General features: G+C 63.2%; 15 protein-coding genes. 7 read left to right on the forward strand and 8 right to left on the reverse strand.

Going from position 1 to position 18727, the window contains the following annotated elements:
- Positions 1-133 precede the first annotated feature (133 nt).
- The 3 genes from ACVIIW_RS33985 (at position 134) to ACVIIW_RS33995 (ending at position 3233) form a co-directional block, all read left to right on the forward strand.
- Positions 134-1327 (forward strand): CaiB/BaiF CoA transferase family protein, encoded by a 1194-nt coding sequence (locus tag ACVIIW_RS33985; protein ID WP_456704697.1) that lies wholly within the window; start codon positions 134-136, stop codon positions 1325-1327.
- A 214-nt stretch (positions 1328-1541) separates the two neighbouring features.
- Entirely contained in the window at positions 1542-2543 is a 1002-nt protein-coding gene (locus tag ACVIIW_RS33990) for a glycosyltransferase family 2 protein (protein ID WP_456704698.1), read from the forward strand.
- A 6-nt stretch (positions 2544-2549) separates the two neighbouring features.
- Entirely contained in the window at positions 2550-3233 is a 684-nt protein-coding gene (locus ACVIIW_RS33995; RefSeq protein WP_456704699.1) for a class I SAM-dependent methyltransferase, read from the forward strand.
- 476 nt (positions 3234-3709) lie between these two features.
- Here the strand turns inward: ACVIIW_RS33995 and ACVIIW_RS34000 are convergent, their stop codons facing one another.
- The gene (locus ACVIIW_RS34000; RefSeq protein WP_092228929.1) at positions 3710-3913 is read right to left on the reverse strand and encodes a cold-shock protein; all 204 of its coding nucleotides are present in this window, start codon (positions 3911-3913) and stop codon (positions 3710-3712) included.
- Positions 3914-4134: 221 nt separating this feature from the next.
- On the opposite strand from ACVIIW_RS34000, the gene ACVIIW_RS34005 reads away from it, so the two are divergent.
- On the forward strand, positions 4135-4347 hold the full coding sequence (locus ACVIIW_RS34005; protein WP_456704700.1) for a hypothetical protein: 213 nt from the start codon (positions 4135-4137) through the stop codon (positions 4345-4347).
- A gap of 549 nt (positions 4348-4896) precedes the next feature.
- A complete protein-coding gene (locus ACVIIW_RS34010; RefSeq protein WP_456704701.1) occupies positions 4897-5109 on the forward strand; it encodes a hypothetical protein in 213 nt (70 codons plus the stop codon).
- 773 nt (positions 5110-5882) lie between these two features.
- On the opposite strand, the gene ACVIIW_RS34015 is transcribed toward ACVIIW_RS34010, so the two are convergent.
- The 5 genes from ACVIIW_RS34015 to ACVIIW_RS34035 all read right to left on the reverse strand — a co-directional run bounded on the left by ACVIIW_RS34015 (position 5883) and on the right by ACVIIW_RS34035 (position 11251).
- Positions 5883-7409 (reverse strand): tripartite tricarboxylate transporter permease, encoded by a 1527-nt coding sequence (locus tag ACVIIW_RS34015; RefSeq protein WP_456704702.1) that lies wholly within the window; start codon positions 7407-7409, stop codon positions 5883-5885.
- A gap of 11 nt (positions 7410-7420) precedes the next feature.
- Positions 7421-7963 carry a tripartite tricarboxylate transporter TctB family protein gene (locus tag ACVIIW_RS34020; RefSeq protein WP_456704703.1) on the reverse strand — a complete coding sequence of 181 codons (543 nt, stop codon included), beginning with the start codon at positions 7961-7963 and terminating at the stop codon, positions 7421-7423.
- 76 nt (positions 7964-8039) lie between these two features.
- On the reverse strand, positions 8040-9014 hold the full coding sequence (locus ACVIIW_RS34025) for a Bug family tripartite tricarboxylate transporter substrate binding protein (RefSeq protein WP_456704704.1): 975 nt from the start codon (positions 9012-9014) through the stop codon (positions 8040-8042).
- A 218-nt stretch (positions 9015-9232) separates the two neighbouring features.
- Positions 9233-10027 (reverse strand): enoyl-CoA hydratase/isomerase family protein, encoded by a 795-nt coding sequence (locus ACVIIW_RS34030; protein ID WP_456704705.1) that lies wholly within the window; start codon positions 10025-10027, stop codon positions 9233-9235.
- 30 nt (positions 10028-10057) lie between these two features.
- Positions 10058-11251 (reverse strand): pyridoxal-phosphate-dependent aminotransferase family protein, encoded by a 1194-nt coding sequence (locus ACVIIW_RS34035; protein ID WP_456704706.1) that lies wholly within the window; start codon positions 11249-11251, stop codon positions 10058-10060.
- 203 nt (positions 11252-11454) lie between these two features.
- Between ACVIIW_RS34035 and ACVIIW_RS34040 the strand changes: the two genes are divergently transcribed.
- Both ACVIIW_RS34040 and ACVIIW_RS34045 read left to right on the forward strand, forming a co-directional pair.
- On the forward strand, positions 11455-14463 hold the full coding sequence (locus tag ACVIIW_RS34040) for an FAD-binding and (Fe-S)-binding domain-containing protein (protein WP_456704707.1): 3009 nt from the start codon (positions 11455-11457) through the stop codon (positions 14461-14463).
- Positions 14456-14884 carry a GlcG/HbpS family heme-binding protein gene (locus ACVIIW_RS34045; protein WP_456704708.1) on the forward strand — a complete coding sequence of 143 codons (429 nt, stop codon included), beginning with the start codon at positions 14456-14458 and terminating at the stop codon, positions 14882-14884. Before ACVIIW_RS34040 ends, ACVIIW_RS34045 begins: the two co-directional genes overlap by 8 nt.
- A gap of 837 nt (positions 14885-15721) precedes the next feature.
- On the opposite strand, the gene ACVIIW_RS34050 is transcribed toward ACVIIW_RS34045, so the two are convergent.
- Together ACVIIW_RS34050 and ACVIIW_RS34055 are read right to left on the reverse strand one after the other, a co-directional pair.
- Positions 15722-16504, reverse strand: a complete 783-nt coding sequence (locus tag ACVIIW_RS34050) for an enoyl-CoA hydratase/isomerase family protein (RefSeq protein WP_456704709.1) — start codon at positions 16502-16504, stop codon at positions 15722-15724.
- Between the two features lie 111 nt (positions 16505-16615).
- On the reverse strand, positions 16616-18706 hold the full coding sequence (locus ACVIIW_RS34055; RefSeq protein ID WP_456704710.1) for a molybdopterin-dependent oxidoreductase: 2091 nt from the start codon (positions 18704-18706) through the stop codon (positions 16616-16618).
- Positions 18707-18727 lie beyond the last annotated feature (21 nt).

The following is an 18727-nucleotide window of genomic DNA, read 5'->3' on the forward strand; positions in this document are numbered from 1 at the left end:
GGTAACATCCCGTCAAAGCTACTGAATTCCGCATTAGGCCGGGGAACTCGCCACCGTGCTCCGGGCATTGAATTCTCGCTCGAATTGATCGATCAGAGCCACTGCCCCTCCCTGCATTCACCGGAGCCTTGAAATGCCCTTTCCATACGCTTCCGAAGCCCTGTCGCGCTTCACCGTGCTCGATCTGACCCGCGTCCGCTCGGGGCCCACCTGCGTGCGGCAACTCGCGGACTGGGGCGCCACGGTGATCAAGATTGACGCGTTGACCGAGGATTCCGGCGGCGAGCAACCGGGCGGACCGCGGCACGGGGCCGACTTCCAGAATTTGCACCGCAACAAGCGGGCGATGACGCTGAACCTGAAGGACGAGCGCGGGCTTGCCGTGTTCAAGCGCCTCGCCGCCAAGGCCGACGTCGTGGTCGAGAACTTCCGCCCCGACGTGAAGAGGAAGCTCGGCATCGACTATGAGAGCGTCGCCGCGATCAACCCACGCATCGTCTATGGCAGCATCTCGGGCTTCGGCCAGGACGGCCCCTATCATAAGCGCCCGGGCTTCGATCAGATCGCGCAAGGCATGGGCGGACTGATGTCGATCACCGGCGCGCCGGGTCAAGGCCCGATGCGGGTCGGCATTCCCGTCGCCGACCTCACCGCGGGGCTGTTCTGCGCCATCGGCATCCTCACCGCGCTGCTCGAGCGCGAGGTCTCCGGCAAGGGCCAGTGGGTGCAGACCTCGCTGCTGCAGGCCCAGATCTTCATGCTCGACTTCCAGGCCGCGCGCTGGCTGATGGAGAAGGAGGTCGCCAAGCAGGCCGGCAACAACCATCCGACCAGCATTCCGACCGGCGTGTTCAAGACCTCGGACGGCTACATCAACATCGCAACCACGGGCGGACGGATCTGGGAGCGCTGCGCGCAGGCGATCGGCGCGCCGGAACTCTACGATCATCCCGACTACGCGACGGCCCCTGCCCGCTCTAAGAACCGCGATGCGCTCAACGCCGAGATCGAGAAGCGCACGGCGACGAAGTCGACCGAGACCTGGGTGCGCGAGCTCAACGAGGCCGGCGTGCCCTGCGGCCCGATCTACGCCATCGACCAGATGTTCGAGGACGCGCAGGTCAAGCATCTCGGCATCGCGCAGGACGTGCCCAATGACGAGGACCGCCACATCCGCCTGGTGGGCCAGCCCGTGACACTGTCGCGCACGCCGAGCCGGATGGTGGCGCGCCCGCCGGAATTCGGCGAGCAGACCGACGAGGTGCTGAAGGAATTCGGCTTTGACGATGACGAGATCGAAAGTCTAAGGGGGGCGGGCGTCGTCTAAGGCGCTCACGAAAGGGGCAGTCTCCCAGTGGATATCATTTTGGATGCCTGTCAGTTCGGGGACCCCGGCCCGGCCGGATCAGCCTGATTGACGCCTCCCTCCCGGCTATCACGAAAAAAGAGCCTCGGTTCGGGCCGTTCCTAGTTGTTCGGGCAAGGCCGTTTTAACCACCGGCGCTCTAGATTCCCGCCCATTCAAAACGGAATGGACCCCAATGGCGATCGATTCCCGGCCGGTCAGCTACAGCATCATTGTCCCGGTCTACAACGAGGAGGCCGTTCTACCGGTTCTGATGCGCCGGCTCGACCTGCTGCTGACCCGACTCAGCGGGGCCGCGGAGGTCATCTTCGTGGACGATGGCAGCAGCGATTGCAGTCCCATCGTGCTGGAAGCACTCGTCAAGCGCGACCCGCGGTACCGTTTGATCGGCCTGTCGCGCAATTTCGGCCACCAGGTCGCCATCACCGCCGGCATGGACGCGGCGCAGGGCCAAGCGATCGTGGTTATGGATGCCGACCTGCAGGACCCGCCTGAGGTCGTGGAGCAACTCATCGCCAAATGGGAAGAAGGTTACGACGTCGTCTATGCGCGGCGCCTGTCGCGCGCTGGCGAAAGCCGGTTCAAGCGCACGACGGCCCACTTGTTCTACCGGATACTCGGGCACTTGACCTCGGTTCGGATTCCGGCGGACGTCGGTGACTTCCGGCTGATCGATCGCAAGGTGCTCGACGCTCTGCGTCAGATGCCGGAGCGGGACCGCTTCGTGCGCGGCATGATCGCCTGGCTCGGCTTCCGCCAGACTGAAGTGACTTTCAATCGCCTTGAGCGCGCGGCCGGCGAAACAAAATATCCGCTGCTCAAGATGACGCGTCTCGCGTTGACCGCCGCGCTCGGCTTTTCCGATGTGCCCTTGCGCCTGGCAATCTGGTGTGGGCTCGTGGTGTCGTGCCTGGCGCTGCTTTACGGCGGCTGGGTGCTGGCGCTGTGGATGAGCAAGGACAGCCACCTGGTCGCCGGCTGGTCCTCGACCATTGTCGTCATATCGCTGCTGTGCGGACTGAACATGCTCATGACGGGCATCGTCGGACTCTACATCGGCCGCATTCATGCCGAGGTGAAACACCGTCCCCTCTACGTCGTGCAGACACGGTTGGGCTTCGATCGCGCCCAGGCCGCGCCGGCAAGCGCCGCAGCTCACGCCCTACACCGACAGTGAGCCCAGATGAGCGAGCTTTTCGACCAGTACCGCAGCAACTACCGGGACGTCGTCCAGTCATCGATCGACTTCTCGGGCCTGCCCCACAGCTTCTTCATGCGCCCCAAAGCTGACCTGCTGGGCGAACTGATCGCGCGGCGACTCGGATCGGCGAGACCCGCAATGCTCGACGTCGGTTGCGGCGTCGGCAGCTTTCATCCGCTGCTGCGCGGCATCGCCGGCAGCCTGACCGGTATCGATGTTTCATCGGCCAGCATCGAGCAAGCGCGCACCGACAATCCCGGCGGCGACTACCGGAGCTTCGACGGCAGGAACTTTCCCTTCGATGACGGCAGTTTCGATCTCGTGACCGCGATTTGCGTGCTGCATCACGTCGCGCCCGCCCAATGGACGCATTTCGTCAATGAGATGCGGCGCGTGGTGCGCCCTGGGGGATTGGCCTGCATCATCGAGCACAACCCCCTCAATCCGCTTGCCCGCCTTGCCGTTGCCCGCTGCGAATTCGATCGCGACGCTGTCTTGCTCAGCGCTCGCAAGGCGCGGAGATTGATGGCGGCCAGCGATCTGCGGGAGATCGGCGCGCATCATTTCCTACTGTTGCCCTGGGAGGCAGAGCCGGCACGCCGCGTCGAGGGCGCCTTGCGGGGCCTTCCGCTCGGCGCCCAATACATAGCCTTTGGCACCGCCTGAGTTATTTCTTCGGCATGACCAGCCGATTGTGCGGACGCGCATCCCGATTAAACATTCAGCGATAGAGCTGCTTCCAAGCGATGTCGCTCTGGTCCGTTGCGTCCATCCGATCCGGGCGAGCAGCCCGCCGATCGCCGGCCAGAATAACAGGACGATCGCCAGCATCGTATCGAGCCGACGAGACCGTTTGATTCAGACCCCCTTGAGATCACCGCCGATCGAAAAAATGGGCCGCCAGCGTGAACCGGCGGGCCTACGAAGCCTTTTTCATGACCCAAGAAGCACTCCGGAAACAAACCGGGTTTAGCTTGTCTGCATCGACAACGGGGAGTTCAGTCATGTGGGCACTTATTGAAGAGCTGTATGGGATTATTGCCTGACACGCCTCAACGAGATTCGCCGGTACGAACTGAACCATTGAGCCAAACAAACGTCCGCCGACTGGTATTTTGAGCCGGCGGAGTGCATTCGCCCTATCAACCAATCCGAAGATTTTCCGCTGACTCTTTGCCGCGATGGTTCACGACGTCGAAGCTGACCTTGGCACCTTCGGCAAGTGAGGTGAAACCCGCTTTCTCAACTGCTGAAATGTGGACGAATACGTCCTTGCCACCGTTGTCAGGTTGAATGAACCCGTAGCCCTTTGTCGGATTGAACCACTTAACCGTACCCATAGCCACTTAAACTTCTCCATTTTCTAAAAAGCAAAACTAGTGCCTGAATTTGGACGAAAGAAAGGCTGTGCAGATCAGAAACGGTAGCGTCCGCGCAAAGTGCAGCTCCTGCGTCGGCGTCATCGGCCTCCTCTGAACCGGAGTCATGGCTCAGCTAATCCTTACTTAAGCTGTCGAGGCTCATAGTGCCCCCCTTTTTAGCCGATACTTTTTAAGGAGCATCCGTTGTGGATTTGAATCTGCGGGGCGAGCTCGAAGCCTTGATGACAGAGATAAAGATGCGGCAGCGGCACATTGAAGACCAAGCGTTTCTGATCAGTGTTCTGGAGCGCGACGGTCACAACACGCTGGAGCAGCAGGCCGCGCTCAAGCTCGAACGTAAGCAGCTCACACTGCAGATGGAACGACAGACAAACCTTCTACAAAAAGCGCGTGTTTGATTTCAGCGCCATTCGTTCTCAGGCACTGTGCCCGGTCGGGGCCGAACTTTCTCCAGTCCCTCCTTGATCGCCCGAAGGTCCTCAAGTACAGCATCTCGCGCCTGAGCCGGGTCGATGTTCGATGTGGCTTGTACTGTTTCCAGCAGCTTGCGCCGAAGGTCTCGCATATTCTCCAGGGCTCGCCGGTTTCCTAATCGTACATAAGCAGAAACGATCGATTCAATCGATATCGGCAATGGGTGGCTCCTAATAGACAGTTCTCAAACAGGTTGCAAAATAATCCGTTTGAGCTAACCCGCAAGCTCTGCTGATGCGGAGCTCGCAGACTACCTTCGTATAGACACTGGTAAGGAATTGGCTCCAGGATTCCGTCTGGGACGGGGCCGCTAGCAGCAGGTGGCCTTGTACTGGGGGAAGGCTCGCTCGCCAGCCTCGGCGGGCCTTCCCTCAACCAATGGATCCTGCAACCATAGTGATCTATTTCATTTGCGCTTCGGCAAAGCACCGGCAGAGTTGTTCCGTCCCAATTGACATTGGAGGGCGGGCATAATGCCAACGGAAAATTGCTTAATTGTTTTCGCCGCGGGAAGACGATTGGATCTCCTACGCGGGGAAGCTTCTCGCATCGCCAAAGAAAATAAAGGGGTTTGGTATACCGACCGCGCCGACATGGGCACGCGCTTTTGCTTCGAGGACGCTAAGGCGAAAGAAGCCTTCGCGCTTACCTGCGACAACCTCGGCATTGGCTGCAGAGACGGCTAGCCGAAAAGGAACCTGCCGACCTTTCGATACCAGCGGGAGTTTGACTGAGATTATTGGCAATCGGCGGCCACCGATCGCAGACGCTGGCTTAGCATGTCGGCACGCCAGGGTGATCGGCAGCCCTTCCGCTTTTCAACACTGACGAGACGCAGTAGCTCGCGCGCGCGGCTCCATTTTGGACGAGGCCGTCTTCGCAATCAGTGCGACGGCCCTCGTGGCTGCCGGCGCCTTCTTTGTCATTCACTTCATTTTGGGATAAATCTGATTTGACGGCTCGCCTTGAAGGAGACTTGAATCTGCTCACAACCCGTAGACTCGAGCTATCGCTCCCGTTTGGTCGCACTGTGAAGCGAGAGCGCCACGGAGACCGTGCAGACCGTTGCTGCTTTACGAATAGTCCAACTGATTGTTGGCGTCATTGCCGGATTCGCTGCTTTTATTTGGGCTATCGACTTTTTCTTTCAGGCGACCGGACGAGGACGTGACCGGCCCGATCAATCTCGGCAACAATTCCGAGTTCACATCCGAGAGCTCGCCGAGAAAGTCATCAAGCTCACGGACTCGCTCCAAGCTGGTGTTCAAGCCGCTGCCGCAGGACGACCCGCGTCAGCGCCAGCCCGACCTAGCCAAGACGAAGGGGGTGCCGGACTGGCAGCCGAAAGTTGCGCTCGAGAATGACCTGAAGGAGACGATGCCATGCCGCTTGATCAACACCCGTGCTAGCGATCCTGCTGTTGCACAGCGCCGTCACCAAGCTGTCGCTACCATTGATATTAAGAGATTTTTTTTCGCCACGCGGATTTCGTCGATTTCAACCCGATCCGGGCGACCAGCCCACCGATCGCCGGCCAGAATAACAGGACGATCGCCAGCGTCGTAATCGAGCCGACGAGAGCGTTTGACCAGAACACCTTGAGATCACCGCCGGAGCCGATCATCGACAGGCGGAACGCATCCTCGGCGCGGTTGCCAAGCACGAGTGCAAGCGTGAACGGCGCCAAGGGAATGCCGATCTTCTTGAAGACGTAGCCGACGATACCGAAGCCGAGCATCAGCCAGATGTCGAACATCGCGTTCTGGATCGCATAGGCCCCGATCGCGCAGGACACCACGATCATCGGCGCCACTGCGGCGAACGGCACACGCAGGATCGAGGCGAAGATCGGCACCGTCGTCAGCACCAGCACGAGACCGACGACATTGCCGAGATACATCGAGGCGATCAGGCCCCAGACGAAATCCTTGTGCTCGACGAACAGCAATGGCCCCGGATTGAGGCCCCACACCATCAACCCGCCGAGCAGGATCGCAGCGGTGCCGGAGCCCGGAATGCCGAGCGCCAGCATCGGCAACAGCGCCGAAGTGCCGGAAGCGTGCGCCGCGGTTTCGGGTGCGAACACGCCCTCGATACGGCCCTTGCCAAAGCTCTCGGGATCCTTGGCGAAGCGTTTCGCCAGATTGTAGCCCATGAAGGACGCCGCGATCGCGCCGCCGGGGGTGATGCCGAGCCAGCAGCCGATGAAGGAGGAACGCAGCAACGTCACCCAGTATTTCGGCAAGTCCTTCCACACACCAAGCACGACCCGGAGCGAAATGCTGGCGGCGTGGCCGCGCAGCGCCAGCCGCTCCTCCATGGTCAGCAGGATCTCACTGATGCCGAACAGGCCGATCACGGCGACGAGGAAGTTGATGCCGCGCAAGAGCTCCGACGAGCCGAAGGTCATACGCAGCTGGCCCGAGACCGTATCCATGCCGATGCCGGCGAGCAGAAGCCCGAGCGACATCGAGATGACGGTCTTGTGCTTGGCCTCGCGCCCGAGGCCGACAAAGGAGCAGAAGGTCAAAAGATACACCGCGAAGAACTCGGGCGGGCCGAACTTCAGCGCAAACGACGAGATCATCGGCGCGAGGAAGGTGATGAGAAGCACCGCAACCAGCGAGCCGATGAAGGAGGAGGTGAACGCCGCCGTCAGCGCCTCCGCCGCCTTGCCCTGCTGCGCCATCGGATAGCCGTCGAAGGTGGTGGCGACCGACCACGCCTCGCCCGGGATGTTGAACAGGATCGAGGTGATGGCACCGCCGAACAGCGCGCCCCAATAGATGCAGGACAACATCACGATCGCCGAGGTCGGATCCATCGTGAAGGTGAGCGGCAGCAGAATGGCGACGCCGTTGGGGCCGCCGAGCCCGGGCAGCACGCCGACGAAGATGCCGAGCACCAGCCCGACCATCATCAGCACGAGCGTTTTCCACGCCAGCAGGACGGCAAAGCCATGAAGCAGGAGACCGAAAGCTTCCATCGCGGGTCCGCCTAGTAGCCGAACGCCGCTTCGAGCGGCCCTTTCGGCATGATGACGTCGAAGGCGATGTCGAAGGTGACGAACATGATCGCCGTGAACAGGAAAGCCGTGAGCAGCGATTTCCACATCGCGATCTTGCCGACGAGGCGCATGAAGCCCGCAATCAGCAGGAAGCTCGCGACATAAAGGCCCAGGAACTGCGTCACGACGCAGAACAGCAGCGTCGGCACGAATACCGCCATCACGCGGCGCGCCTGCGCGCGCGTGACGAAGGTCTCGCTTGCCCCGCGGCGCGCGAGGAACGCGGCGATCAGGCCGTAGAGGCTGCCACCGCCGAGAATGAGGGAGAGATAGAACGGGAAATAGCCGGGCTCGGGCCCGGTCGAATCCCAGGACGCACCGGTGCGCCAATTGTCGTAGCCGAGGATGGCGGCGAGCGCGAGCAGCAGGATACAGGTGATGATTTCGACCGTGCCCGAGCTCGCGACGGACGGAGAATTTTCTTCGGGCGCGGCCGGATCGTCGACGACGATTTCGAGATCGGTTTGGGACATGCTTTGTCAGGGACGGAGTGCGGCCAATTCTCCCTCTCCCCGTAAGAACGGGGAGAGGGAGAAGAAAGAAGAGCAGTTACTTCGCGACGAAACCGGCTTCCGTCATCAGCGACTTGTTGGTAGCGTCGTCCTCCTCGAGGAATTGCACCATGTCCTTGCCGGTGAGGAAGATCGGCTTCAGCGCCTGCTTTTCCATGTAGTCCTTGTACTCGGCCGTCTGCGTCACCTTGTGGAACAGCTCGACATAGAAGGCCTGCTGCTCCGGCGTGACCTTGCCGGGCAGGAACATCGCGCGCAGCATCAGATACTGGACGTCGACGCCCTCTTCCTTGCAGGTGGGGATGTCCGCCCAGGACTGCGTGTCCGTGACCTTAGCTGTGTAGGAGATGCGCTCCTTGTCGAACACGCACAGCGGACGCACCTGGCCGGCGCGCCAGACTTCCAGATTTTCGCTCGGGTTGTTGACGTTGGACTCGATGTGGTTGCCGACCAGCTGGGTCGCGGCCTCGCCGCCGGACTTGTAGGGCAGATAGGAGAACTTTGCGCCGGTCTTCTGCTCGAGGAAAACGGTCAACACGTGGTCCTCGCGCTTGGAGCCGGTGCCGCCCATCTTGAACGGCGAGCTCGCCGCCTTCGCGGCCTCGACGAATTCCTTCACCGTCTTCGGGCCGGCACTGTTGTCCCACAGCACGAACTGGTCGAGCGCGATCACCGAGACCGGGGTCAGCTCGCGCCAGTTGAACGGAATCTTGGCCGAGAGCGGCAGCATGTAGATCAACGAATAGGCGATCAGCACCTTGTTCGGATCGCCCTCGCTCGACTTCATGTACATCAGCGCTTCAGCGCCGGACGCACCGCCCTTGAGCGAGACCACCATGGGCTGCTTCATCAGATTGTTCTTCTGAATCGCGGCCTGCATCATCCGCGCCATCTGGTCGGAAGCGCCGCCCGCACCCGCCGCCACCACGATCTCGACGGGTTTGGTCGGTTCCCAGCCGGCAAGTGCCGGCGCAACCCAAAGCGCGACCGCCACGGTCATTGCGGCCTTCATTCCATGTCCCACGCGTGTCTTCTCCAGATTATTCTCTATGTTCTTGTTCGGATTGGCAATTCGCGGAAGCGAAAGTCGAACTGCATTGTGCTGGCGAACGCCGGCCGGTTCAAGCCGCCCGGCGACGCACCGCTTATGACTTTGGAATGAGATTGGTTGCAACCGCGGCGGCCCCGCAGAAAAACGGGAGCCCTTGCGTAGAAGCCGCGATGCCGGAGCTACCGACCCTTCCAGTTCGGCGTGCGCTTGTTGAGGAAGGCGTCCATGCCCTCGCGGAAGTCTTCGCTCATATAGGCCTTGAGGATCAGGTCCTCGCCCTGTTCGCGCGACAGCGTCGGACGGATGCGGCGCACCGCTTCCTTGGTCGTCTCCAGTGTCAGCGGCGCGTGACTCGCAACGAGCTTCGCAGTCTCGTCGGCGCGGCGCTGCAGCGTCTCGACATCAGGCACGATTTCGGTAAGCAGGCCAAGCGACAGCGCTTCCTGCGCTTCAACGAGACGCGCCCTGAAGATCAGATCCTTGGTGCGGGCAGGTCCGACCAGCGCGACGACGCGGCTGATGTTCGACATCGACAGACAGTTGCCGAGCGTCCGCGCGATCGGGAATCCCATGCGCGTGGTCGCGGTGCCGATGCGCAGGTCGCAGCACGCAGCGATGCCGGCGCCGCCGCCGGTGCAGGCACCGGCGATGGCCGCGATCACGGGTACGCGGCACTGCTCGAGCGTGCCAAGCACGCGATCGATGCGTGCCTCGTAGTCAAGCGCATCCTGCGCCGTCTTGAAGGCGCGAAACTGCGAAATGTCGGTCCCGGAGGCAAACGCCTTGTCGCCGGCGCCGGTGAGGATCAGCGCCTTGATCGCGCGGTCGGCGTTGATCTCCTGGCATATCTCCGCCATGCGGTCATACATGGCGAAGGTCATGGCGTTGCGGGCCTGCGGGCGGTTGAAGGTGATCCGCGCGATGCCGTCCGTGACGGAGTAGAGCAGGTCTTCGTTGGCAGTCGGTGCGTTCATCGCGCGCTCATTCCTCTTCAGTCAGATAGATCAGGCCACCTGCGTCATCGGCGTTGCGTCGCGCCCCTTCAGGACGTCCATAGCTGCCAGCACGCCGCCGCTCCGGTGCGGAATCTTTGCGAGATCCAGGCCCATCTCGACACCGGCGAGTGTGCCCATCAGCATCAGATCGTTGAAATGGCCGATATGGCCGATGCGGAACACCTTGCCCTTGACCTTGTTCAGGCCGGTGCCGAGCGACATGTCGAAGTTCTCGAGCACCACCTTGCGGAAGGCGTCGGCGTCGTGTCCGTCAGGCACGCGCACGCCGGTCAACGCCGGCGAGTGCGCGGCAGGATCGGCGCACTGCGTCTCCAGGCCCCAGACCTTCACCGCTGCACGGGTCGCGGCGCTGTGGCGCTTGTGGCGTGACCAGACGTTCTCGAGCCCTTCCTCCTCGAGCATCCTGACCGCTTCACGCAGGCCCATCAGCAGATTGGTGGCGGGCGTATAGGGAAAAGTCCCGAGCTTGTTGAAGTTGATGACCTCCTGCCAGTCCCAATAGGAGCGCATGCCCTCGTTGGCTTTGGCAACGCTGAGCGCCTTCTCCGAGACGGCGTTGAAGCCGAGGCCCGGCGGCAACATCAGGCCCTTCTGGGAGCCCGCGACCGAGACGTCGATACCCCAGGCGTCGTGCTCGTACTCCATCGAGCCGAGGCCGGAGATGGTATCGACCATCAAGAGCGCCGGATGCTTGACGCGGTCGAGCAGCTTGCGCACCTCAAGCGGCGGTGTCACGCAGCCGGTCGAGGTCTCGTTATGGACGACGCAGACCGCCTTGATCGCGTGCTGCTTGTCGGCGGCGAGGCGCTTCTCGATCTCGGCGAGGTCGGCGCCATGGCGCCAGTCGCTCGGGATGAAGTCGACGGCGAGCTTGAACTTATCGGCGATGCCGCGCCACAGCACGGCGAACTGGCCGGTCTCGCACATCAACACCTTGTCGCCGGGCTTGAGCACGTTGACCATCGCCGCTTCCCAGGCGCCGGTCCCGGACGACGGGAAGATGATCACGGGCTGCTTGGTGCGGAACACCCGCTGCATCGCGGCCATCGCGGCAAAACCGAGCTCGGCGAATTCCGCGCCGCGATGGTCCAGCGTCGGCATGTCCATCGCCCGCAGCACGCGGTCGGGCACGTTGGTCGGCCCTGGAATCTGGAGAAAATGCCTTCCAGTGTGCACGGTCATAGGCGTCCTTCCCGGTCTTGAAGTCTGTCTTGGCTTTGCGTCTGGCGGCCCGATCCACGGGTCCGGCGCGCCGCTCGCATATCACTATTCGCCGGGCTTGTCCCTCGCCCGCGCGAGGCCGTCAATGCACAAGAAGCAGGGCTCGCCTTGCCAAGGGCGGCCACCGTAGGCAAGACGGGCTGGCAAACAGACGAGAGCGGATCATGGCGGCGGAAGTGGCCGGAAAATCACTGAAATTGGCCCCAAAGGACGGCCTGGCGGCGCGTCTGGCCCGCGAAACCAGCGGCGACGTCCTGTTCGACGGCTTCAGCCGCGGCCGCTATGCCACGGACGCCTCGTTCTACCAGATCATGCCCACGGGCGTGGTCGTCCCCAAAACCATGGACGAGGCGCTGCGGGCGCTGGCAATTGCCCGCGATGAGGGCGTGAGGGTCACCCCGCGCGGCGGTGGCACCTCGCAATGCGGCCAGACCGTCAATGACGGCCTCGTGGTCGACCTCTCGAAGCACCTCAACAAGATCCTGTCGCTCGACGTCGCCGGCCGCACCTGCGTAGTCGAGCCCGGCATCGTGCTCGACGACCTCAACCGCCAGCTCAAAAAGCACGGCCTGTGGTTTCCGGTCGATGTCTCGACCGCCTCCCGTGCCACCATCGGCGGCATGGCCGGCAACAATTCCTGCGGCGGCCGCTCGCTTCGCTACGGCACCATGCGCGACAACACGCTGTCTCTGGAGGCCGCACTCGCTGACGGCACGTTGAGCCGTTTCGGCGAGGTCTCGCGCGATCTCTCGGATGTCGACGCCGGCGAGAGCACGCGCGCGCTGTTCCGCGACATGCTCGATCTCGGCGCGCGCGAGGCCGACGAGATCGCGGCGCGCTTTCCAAAAGTCCAGCGCCGCGTCGGCGGCTACAATCTCGACGCGCTCACCCCGCGCAACGCGCGCAACAACATGGCGCATCTGCTGGTCGGCTCCGAAGGCACCCTCGCCTTCACCACCAAGGTCGAGTTGAAGCTGTGGCCCGTGATCCGCAACAAGGCGCTGGGCGTCTGCCATTTCGGCAGCTTTTACGAGGCGATGGATGCGGCCCAGCATCTGGTCAAGCTGAAGCCGATCGCGGTCGAGCTGGTCGACCGCACCATGATCGCGCTCGGCCGCGACATCGCGATGTTCAAGCCGATCATCTCCGCCGCGATCAAGGGCGATCCCGACGCCGTGCTGGTGGTCGAGTTCGCCGAGGAGGATCAGGCCGACAATCTGCTACGCCTGAAGCAGCTCGGCGAGCTCATGGGCGACCTCGGGTTCGGCTGGACCAACGATACCCGCAAATGGGGCGGCGTGGTCGAGATATCGGAACCCGCCCTGCAGAGCGGCATCGCCGATTTTCGCGCCGCCGGCCTCAACGTGATGATGTCGATGAAGCAGGAGGGCAAGCCGGTCTCCTTCGTCGAGGACTGCGCGGTGCCGCTGCCGCATCTCGCCGACTACACGGCGCGCCTGAACGAGGTGTTTGCGAAACACGGCACCAGCGGCACGATGTATGCGCACGCCTCCGAAGGCTGCCTGCATGTGCGCCCGGTACTTAATCTCAAGCTGGAAAAAGACGTCAAGGCGATGCGCGCGATCGCCGAGGAGGCGTTTGCATTGGTGCGCGAATACAAGGGATCGCATTCCGGCGAGCATGGCGACGGCCTGGTGCGCTCGGAATTCCACGAGAGCATGTTCGGTGAGCGGCTTGTCGCTGACTTCCGGGAGGTAAAGAGGCGCTTCGATCCCGATGGCGTGCTCAACCCCGGCAAGATCGTCGATGCGCCCAGGATGGACGACCGCTCGCTGTTCCGCTTCAAGCCAGACTATCGCGTTGGCGAGCTGAAGACGAAGCTCGACTGGTCTGCCTGGCCCGGCGCCGGCGGCGGCTTCCAGGGCGCGGTCGAGATGTGCAACAACAACGGCGCCTGCCGCAAGCTCGAGGGGGGCGTGATGTGCCCGTCCTACCGCGCCACGCGCAACGAGAAGGATGTCACCCGAGGGCGCGCCAACACCTTGCGGCTCGCGATCTCCGGCCAGCTCGGCCCTGACGCGCTGTCCTCCGATGGAATGATGGAGACGCTGAAACTCTGCGTCTCCTGCAAGGCCTGCCGCCACGAATGCCCTGTTGGCGTCGACATGGCCAAGATGAAGATCGAGGTGCTGGCGGCGCGGGTCGCGTCTCACGGCTTGACGCTGCGCGACCGGCTGGTCGGCTATCTGCCGCGCTATGCGGGTATCGCCTCGCGCTTCGCGCCGCTGGCGAATTTGCGCAACCGCAGCGTCCTGCTGCGAAAGCTGTTCGAGCGTTGTGCGGGCATCAGCGCGCGCCGCGCCTTGCCTGCCTTCCGCAGCAATCCGTTCGCGCCGCCTGCGGAAGCGGTCGGACCCGTGGATGGGCGCGAGCTCGTGCTGTTCGCCGATACGTTCAATCGAATCTATGAGCGGGAAAACCTCGATGCCGCTCTGCGGGTGCTCGTCGCAGGCGGCTATCGCGTGCACATGCCAAAAGCTGCGCGTGGAAACCGCGCGCTCTGCTGCGGCCGCACGTTCCTGTCCGCTGGTCTCGTCGATGAAGCCAGCTCCGAGCTCGACCGTCTCGTCGCCACCTTCGCGCCCTTCGCCGCACGCGGCGTGCCGATCGTCGGCCTGGAGCCGAGCTGCCTCCTGACGCTGCGCGACGAGCTGGCGGCGCTGCGCCAGGACAACGACGCCAGGGCGGTCGTTGCGCACGCACTCACTTTCGAGGAGTTTCTGGTGCGCGAGGCCGAAGCCGGCCAGCTGCAGTTGCCGCTCGGCGCGATCGCCGACAACGCCGTCGTGCACGGCCATTGCCATCAAAAATCCTTCGGGGCCCTCAGGCCGGTCGAGCAGGTGCTGCGGCTCGTCCCCGGCCTTGCGGTCGAGACCATCGAATCGAGCTGCTGCGGCATGGCCGGCGCGTTCGGTTATGGCGCCGACACATATGACGCCTCGATCGCGATGGCCGAGCTGTCGCTGCTGCCTGCCGTGCGCCGCGCCGACCAGACCACGTTGGTCGTTGCCGACGGCACGTCCTGCCGGCACCAGATCAAGGATGGTGCTCAACGCGAGGCGCTGCACGTTGCGCGCGTGCTGGCGATGAGCCTCGATCGCGCAGACACCAATTCAACTTCTCCAGCTGCAAAGGACCCCAGCCATGGCTGACCTCACCCTCGACACCGCCCGAAAAATCCTCGACGCCGCTTTCGCAAAGTCCACCGAGCTGAAGCTGAAGCCGCTGGTCGTCTCGATCCTGGACGCGCGCGGCGTGCTCAAGATCGCCGCCGCGCAGGACGGCACCAGCCTGATGCGCGCCGAGATCGCCCACGGCAAGGCCTATGGCGCCCTCGCGATGGGCATGGGCTCGCGCGCGCTGTACCAGCGGGCGCAGGAGCAGGCCTATTTCATCGACGCCGTGAACACCATCGTCAAGGGCGCGCTGGTGCCGGTCCCGGGCGGCGTGCTGATCATGGACGGCGCGACGCTGATTGGCGCGGTGGGCGTATCCGGTGACACCTCGGACAATGACGAGGCTTGCGCGGTCGCCGGCATCCAGGCCGCGGGCCTGAAAGCCAACGCGGGGTAACCCACCCTACGCACCATCCCTTGCGCTACCCGACGGGCAAAACGCCCGATCCCTCGGTCAACCACCTCTCCGCAAAATATTCCACTTTACCGAAATTCGGTTTTGTCGTACACATTTCCCATCCTGATCCGGCGAAAAGGGCGGTCGTACGTCGTCACGAACCGCGGATCGGGCTGCGGTGGACGCGAGCAGCGCCGTCGCGGATGCGAGTTGCAGGGCGGGGCGATGGATTGAGCCGAACCCCGTGAGCACCTCGCAAGCCGCGTTGTACGAACGGCGCTCGATGCTGGTGAGGCCCTTGGGCGAAGACGCCCTGGGCTGAGCGGGAAGCTCGCGTACGGCAAAACCGTGTGGTCCTGGCCGTCGTCGCTACGGTCAAGTCTTGCGGATGCGGCATAGCGCCAACCGGCGCGGTGCCGGTAACTTCCGTCGGGCGAGGGAGGCCAGAAGGAATTCGGCTCCCGGGAGAGCACGGCATAAGCCGTCCAACCACTGCGCAGGGAAGGCCGTGTGTTCGGCTACACCTGTATGCTGCTGTGCGGCTCCTTCTGCGCTACACCTCGCGCAGCGGACCGCGGGTGCGAGGTCAGCACCCGGCCTTCCCTGCGCCCTTCGTTTTCAGAGGGCGTGAAGCGAAGCGCAAACCTCGGGCGGATCGGGCCGCGAGGCGGCGAAAGTGTGTCTGCAAGTCAAGGTGCGAACTGGAAGGGCGAGGCTGCTGCCTCATACTCCGTCATTGCAAGCGCAGCGAAGCAATCCAGACTGTCACCTCGGAGGGATTCTGGATTGCTTCGCTGCGCTCGCAATGACGAGGAGACAGCAGCGAGCGCCGCCCCCTCACCTCCCCGTCCAGACCGGCTTGCGCTTCTCGCTGAACGCCTTCAGGCCCTCCTTGGCATCCTCGGTCATCGCGAGCAATGCGATCTGGCTTTCGGTATAGGCAATGCTCTCGTCGAACGACATCGAGGCGATGGCGCGCATGGCGTATTTGCCGCGGCGGATCGCGGTCGGGGATTTGTCGACGATGCGCCCGATCAGCCAGTCGACCTTGGCGTCGAGCTCGGCCGTGGGCACGACGTAATTCAACAGGCCCGCATCCTTTGCGGCCCCCGCGTCGAACGGCTCGCCGGTCAGCGCCCATTCATTGATCAGGCGCCGCGGTGCGATCTCCTGCAACAGGCTCAACACCTGCATCGGAAACACGCCGACTTTCACTTCCGGCAGGCCGAAGATCACATGATCGGCTGCAACCGCCATGTCGGTCATGCAAAGAAGCCCCATGCCGCCGGCCATGCAGACGCCGCCCACACGCGCGATCGCGGGCTTGGTCGCGTTCTGCGCCAGGCGCAACAGATCGGCATAGTCGACATTTGGCCTGGAATGATCCATCGCGAAAGCCGCACCGGAATTCTGCAAGTCGGCGCCGGCGCAAAACGCCTTGTCGCCCGCGCCCGTCAGCACGATGACACGGACGTCCTTGTTCTCATGCGCGTCGCGATAGCCGCGTGCGATGCCGGCGATGACGTCGCCGTTGAGCGCGTTGCGCTTCTCCGGCCGGTTGATGGTGATCCAGAACGCCTGCCCGCGCTTCTCGGTGATGACGGCTGTGATGTCGGTCATGACGCTTGATCCTCGCTCCAGGTCTGCAGCCATTTGCGGCAGCTCCGGAGCGAGGTGCAAGGGCAATCTGAAGGGCAGCGGCGTTTTAGCGCCTCGACGCAAATCTGCGGCTCAGGTCGCAGCCGCTTTCCTGATCCAGACCTTGTTGTCGTGGAACGCAGCGCCACCGATCGGGGCAATGGTGTCCGCACCGGTCAGCATGTTGATGCCGAGGCCGCCGATATGATTCTTGTTGGGATGCACGGACTCCGCGATCAGCACGCCGCGGCGCACGCCGTCGAACAGCACGGCAATCAGCGTGGTCTCCCCTCTGTTATTGCCGAGCGTCACGGCATCGCCACCGGCGATGTCGAGTGCGGCGGCATCGAGCGGATGGATCATCACGCTCGCTCTGCCTTCGCGCGCCTGCGAGGACGGGGTCTCGTTGAAGGTGGTGTTGAGGAAGCTGCGCGACGGGCTGGTCGCAAGGCGGAATGGATGAGCCAGATCGGTGTGCTCGATCACGGCCCAATGATCCGGCAGGCCAGGCATCTTGTCGAAATCACCCATGGCCTGGCCGAACGGCGGATGCGCCCAATCTGCCCTAAAGTGGAATTTCTTGTCGGGATGAGCGAAGCCATCGAGATAATGCGAAGTGCGGAAGTCCGGCTGCAGATCGCGCCAGATGTCGGCTTCGAGACCGGCGATGTCGCCGTGATCGCTGAGCTTCAGCGTCGTGTCGATCAACTCGCGCGCCGTGAGCTTGAAGCCGGGATGCTTGGCGCCAAGCCGCGGCGCCAGCGCCTGCAACAGCTGATGATTGGAGCGGCATTCGCCGGGCGGATCGATCAGCTTGGGACCGACCGAGATATGCTGGTGGCCGCCGCCGTAATAGAGATCGTCATGCTCCATGAACATGGTCGCCGGCAGCACGATGTCGGCCATCTCAGCCGTCTCGGTCATGAACTGCTCGTGCACGGCCACGAACAGATCCTCGCGCGCAAAGCCCTGGCGCACCAGCGCCTGCTCCGGCGCCACCGTCATCGGGTTGGTGTTCTGGATCAGCATCGCCTTGACCGGGCCCTTGCCGAGCAGGGCCTCGGCATCGCCGGTGAGGATCCGGCCGACCTGCGATTGGTCGAGGGCGCGGACCGACCTGTCGAGCGCGTCGTGGCCTTCGATGACGGATTCGTTGAAGTGCCACAACGCGTAATTGTTGAAGAACGCGCCGCCGCCTTCGTACTGCCAGGCGCCGGTCACGGCGGGAATGCAGTTCGCGGCGTGCATCTGCATCGCGCCATTGCGCGAACGCGTGAAGCCATAGCCGAGGCGGAAAAAGGTCCGCTTGGTCTCGCCGACCGCCTTGGCAAAGGCCTCGATCTCCGCCACCGGCACGCCGCAGATTCCCGACGCCCATACGGGATTGCGTGTCTTCAGATGCGCCTCGAGTTCGGCGGGACAGTCGGTGTACTTGTCCATGTAGGCACGATCGGCATAGCCGTCGCGGAACAGAACATGCATGACGCCGCAGGCGAACGCGCCGTCGGTGCCGGGCCGCAGCAGGATCTTGATGTCGGCCTGCTTCATGGTTTCGTTGTCGTAGATGTCGACCGCTGCGATTTTCGCGCCGCGCTCCTTGCGGGCCCGCGCGGCATGCGTCATCACGTTGACCTGGGTGTTGACGGGATTGGTGCCCCAGATCACGACGAGATCGGACAGCGCCATCTCGCGCGGATCGACGCCGGCGATCTTGCCGGTGCCGACGGCAAAGCCGATGCGGCCGACATTGGCGCAGATGGTCTGGTAGAAGCGCGAGTATTTTTTCACATGCGTGAGACGGTTGAGACCGTCACGCATCACCAGCCCCATCGTGCCGGCGTAATAGTACGGCCAGATCGATTCCGCGCCGAAATCGCGCTCGGCCTGGTTGAAGCGATCGGCGATCTCGTCGAGCGCCTCGTCCCAGCTGATGCGCGCAAACTGGCCGGAGCCCTTCGGCCCGGTGCGGCGCATCGGATACATCACCCGTTCGGGATGATGGATGCGCTCGGCGTAGCGTGCGACCTTGGCGCAGACCACGCCGGCCGTATAGGTCTGCTTTTTCGAACCGCGGACACGGCCGATGCTACGGCCTTCGACCACCTCGACATCGAGCGCGCAGGCCGATGGGCAATCGTGCGGACAGGTGGAGTGGCGAATCTCGATCTTGGCGTGCTGGTTCATGTCCGATTTCGTAACATCAAA

It is taken from the genome of Bradyrhizobium sp. USDA 4449 (assembly GCF_054056275.1).

Excerpts from the sequence above, each read along its gene's own strand:
- ACVIIW_RS33985 (WP_456704697.1), top strand. The coding sequence starts at position 134 with ATGCCCTTTCCATACGCTTCCGAAGCCCTGTCGCGCTTCACCGTGCTC.
- ACVIIW_RS33990 (WP_456704698.1), top strand. The coding sequence starts at position 1,542 with ATGGCGATCGATTCCCGGCCGGTCAGCTACAGCATCATTGTCCCGGTC.
- ACVIIW_RS33995 (WP_456704699.1), top strand. The coding sequence starts at position 2,550 with ATGAGCGAGCTTTTCGACCAGTACCGCAGCAACTACCGGGACGTCGTC.
- ACVIIW_RS34010 (WP_456704701.1), top strand. The coding sequence starts at position 4,897 with ATGCCAACGGAAAATTGCTTAATTGTTTTCGCCGCGGGAAGACGATTG.
- ACVIIW_RS34015 (WP_456704702.1), bottom strand. The coding sequence starts at position 7,409 with ATGGAAGCTTTCGGTCTCCTGCTTCATGGCTTTGCCGTCCTGCTGGCG.
- ACVIIW_RS34020 (WP_456704703.1), bottom strand. The coding sequence starts at position 7,963 with ATGTCCCAAACCGATCTCGAAATCGTCGTCGACGATCCGGCCGCGCCC.
- ACVIIW_RS34025 (WP_456704704.1), bottom strand. The coding sequence starts at position 9,014 with ATGAAGGCCGCAATGACCGTGGCGGTCGCGCTTTGGGTTGCGCCGGCA.
- ACVIIW_RS34030 (WP_456704705.1), bottom strand. The coding sequence starts at position 10,027 with ATGAACGCACCGACTGCCAACGAAGACCTGCTCTACTCCGTCACGGAC.
- ACVIIW_RS34035 (WP_456704706.1), bottom strand. The coding sequence starts at position 11,251 with ATGACCGTGCACACTGGAAGGCATTTTCTCCAGATTCCAGGGCCGACC.
- ACVIIW_RS34040 (WP_456704707.1), top strand. The coding sequence starts at position 11,455 with ATGGCGGCGGAAGTGGCCGGAAAATCACTGAAATTGGCCCCAAAGGAC.
- ACVIIW_RS34045 (WP_456704708.1), top strand. The coding sequence starts at position 14,456 with ATGGCTGACCTCACCCTCGACACCGCCCGAAAAATCCTCGACGCCGCT.
- ACVIIW_RS34050 (WP_456704709.1), bottom strand. The coding sequence starts at position 16,504 with ATGACCGACATCACAGCCGTCATCACCGAGAAGCGCGGGCAGGCGTTC.
- ACVIIW_RS34055 (WP_456704710.1), bottom strand. The coding sequence starts at position 18,706 with ATGAACCAGCACGCCAAGATCGAGATTCGCCACTCCACCTGTCCGCAC.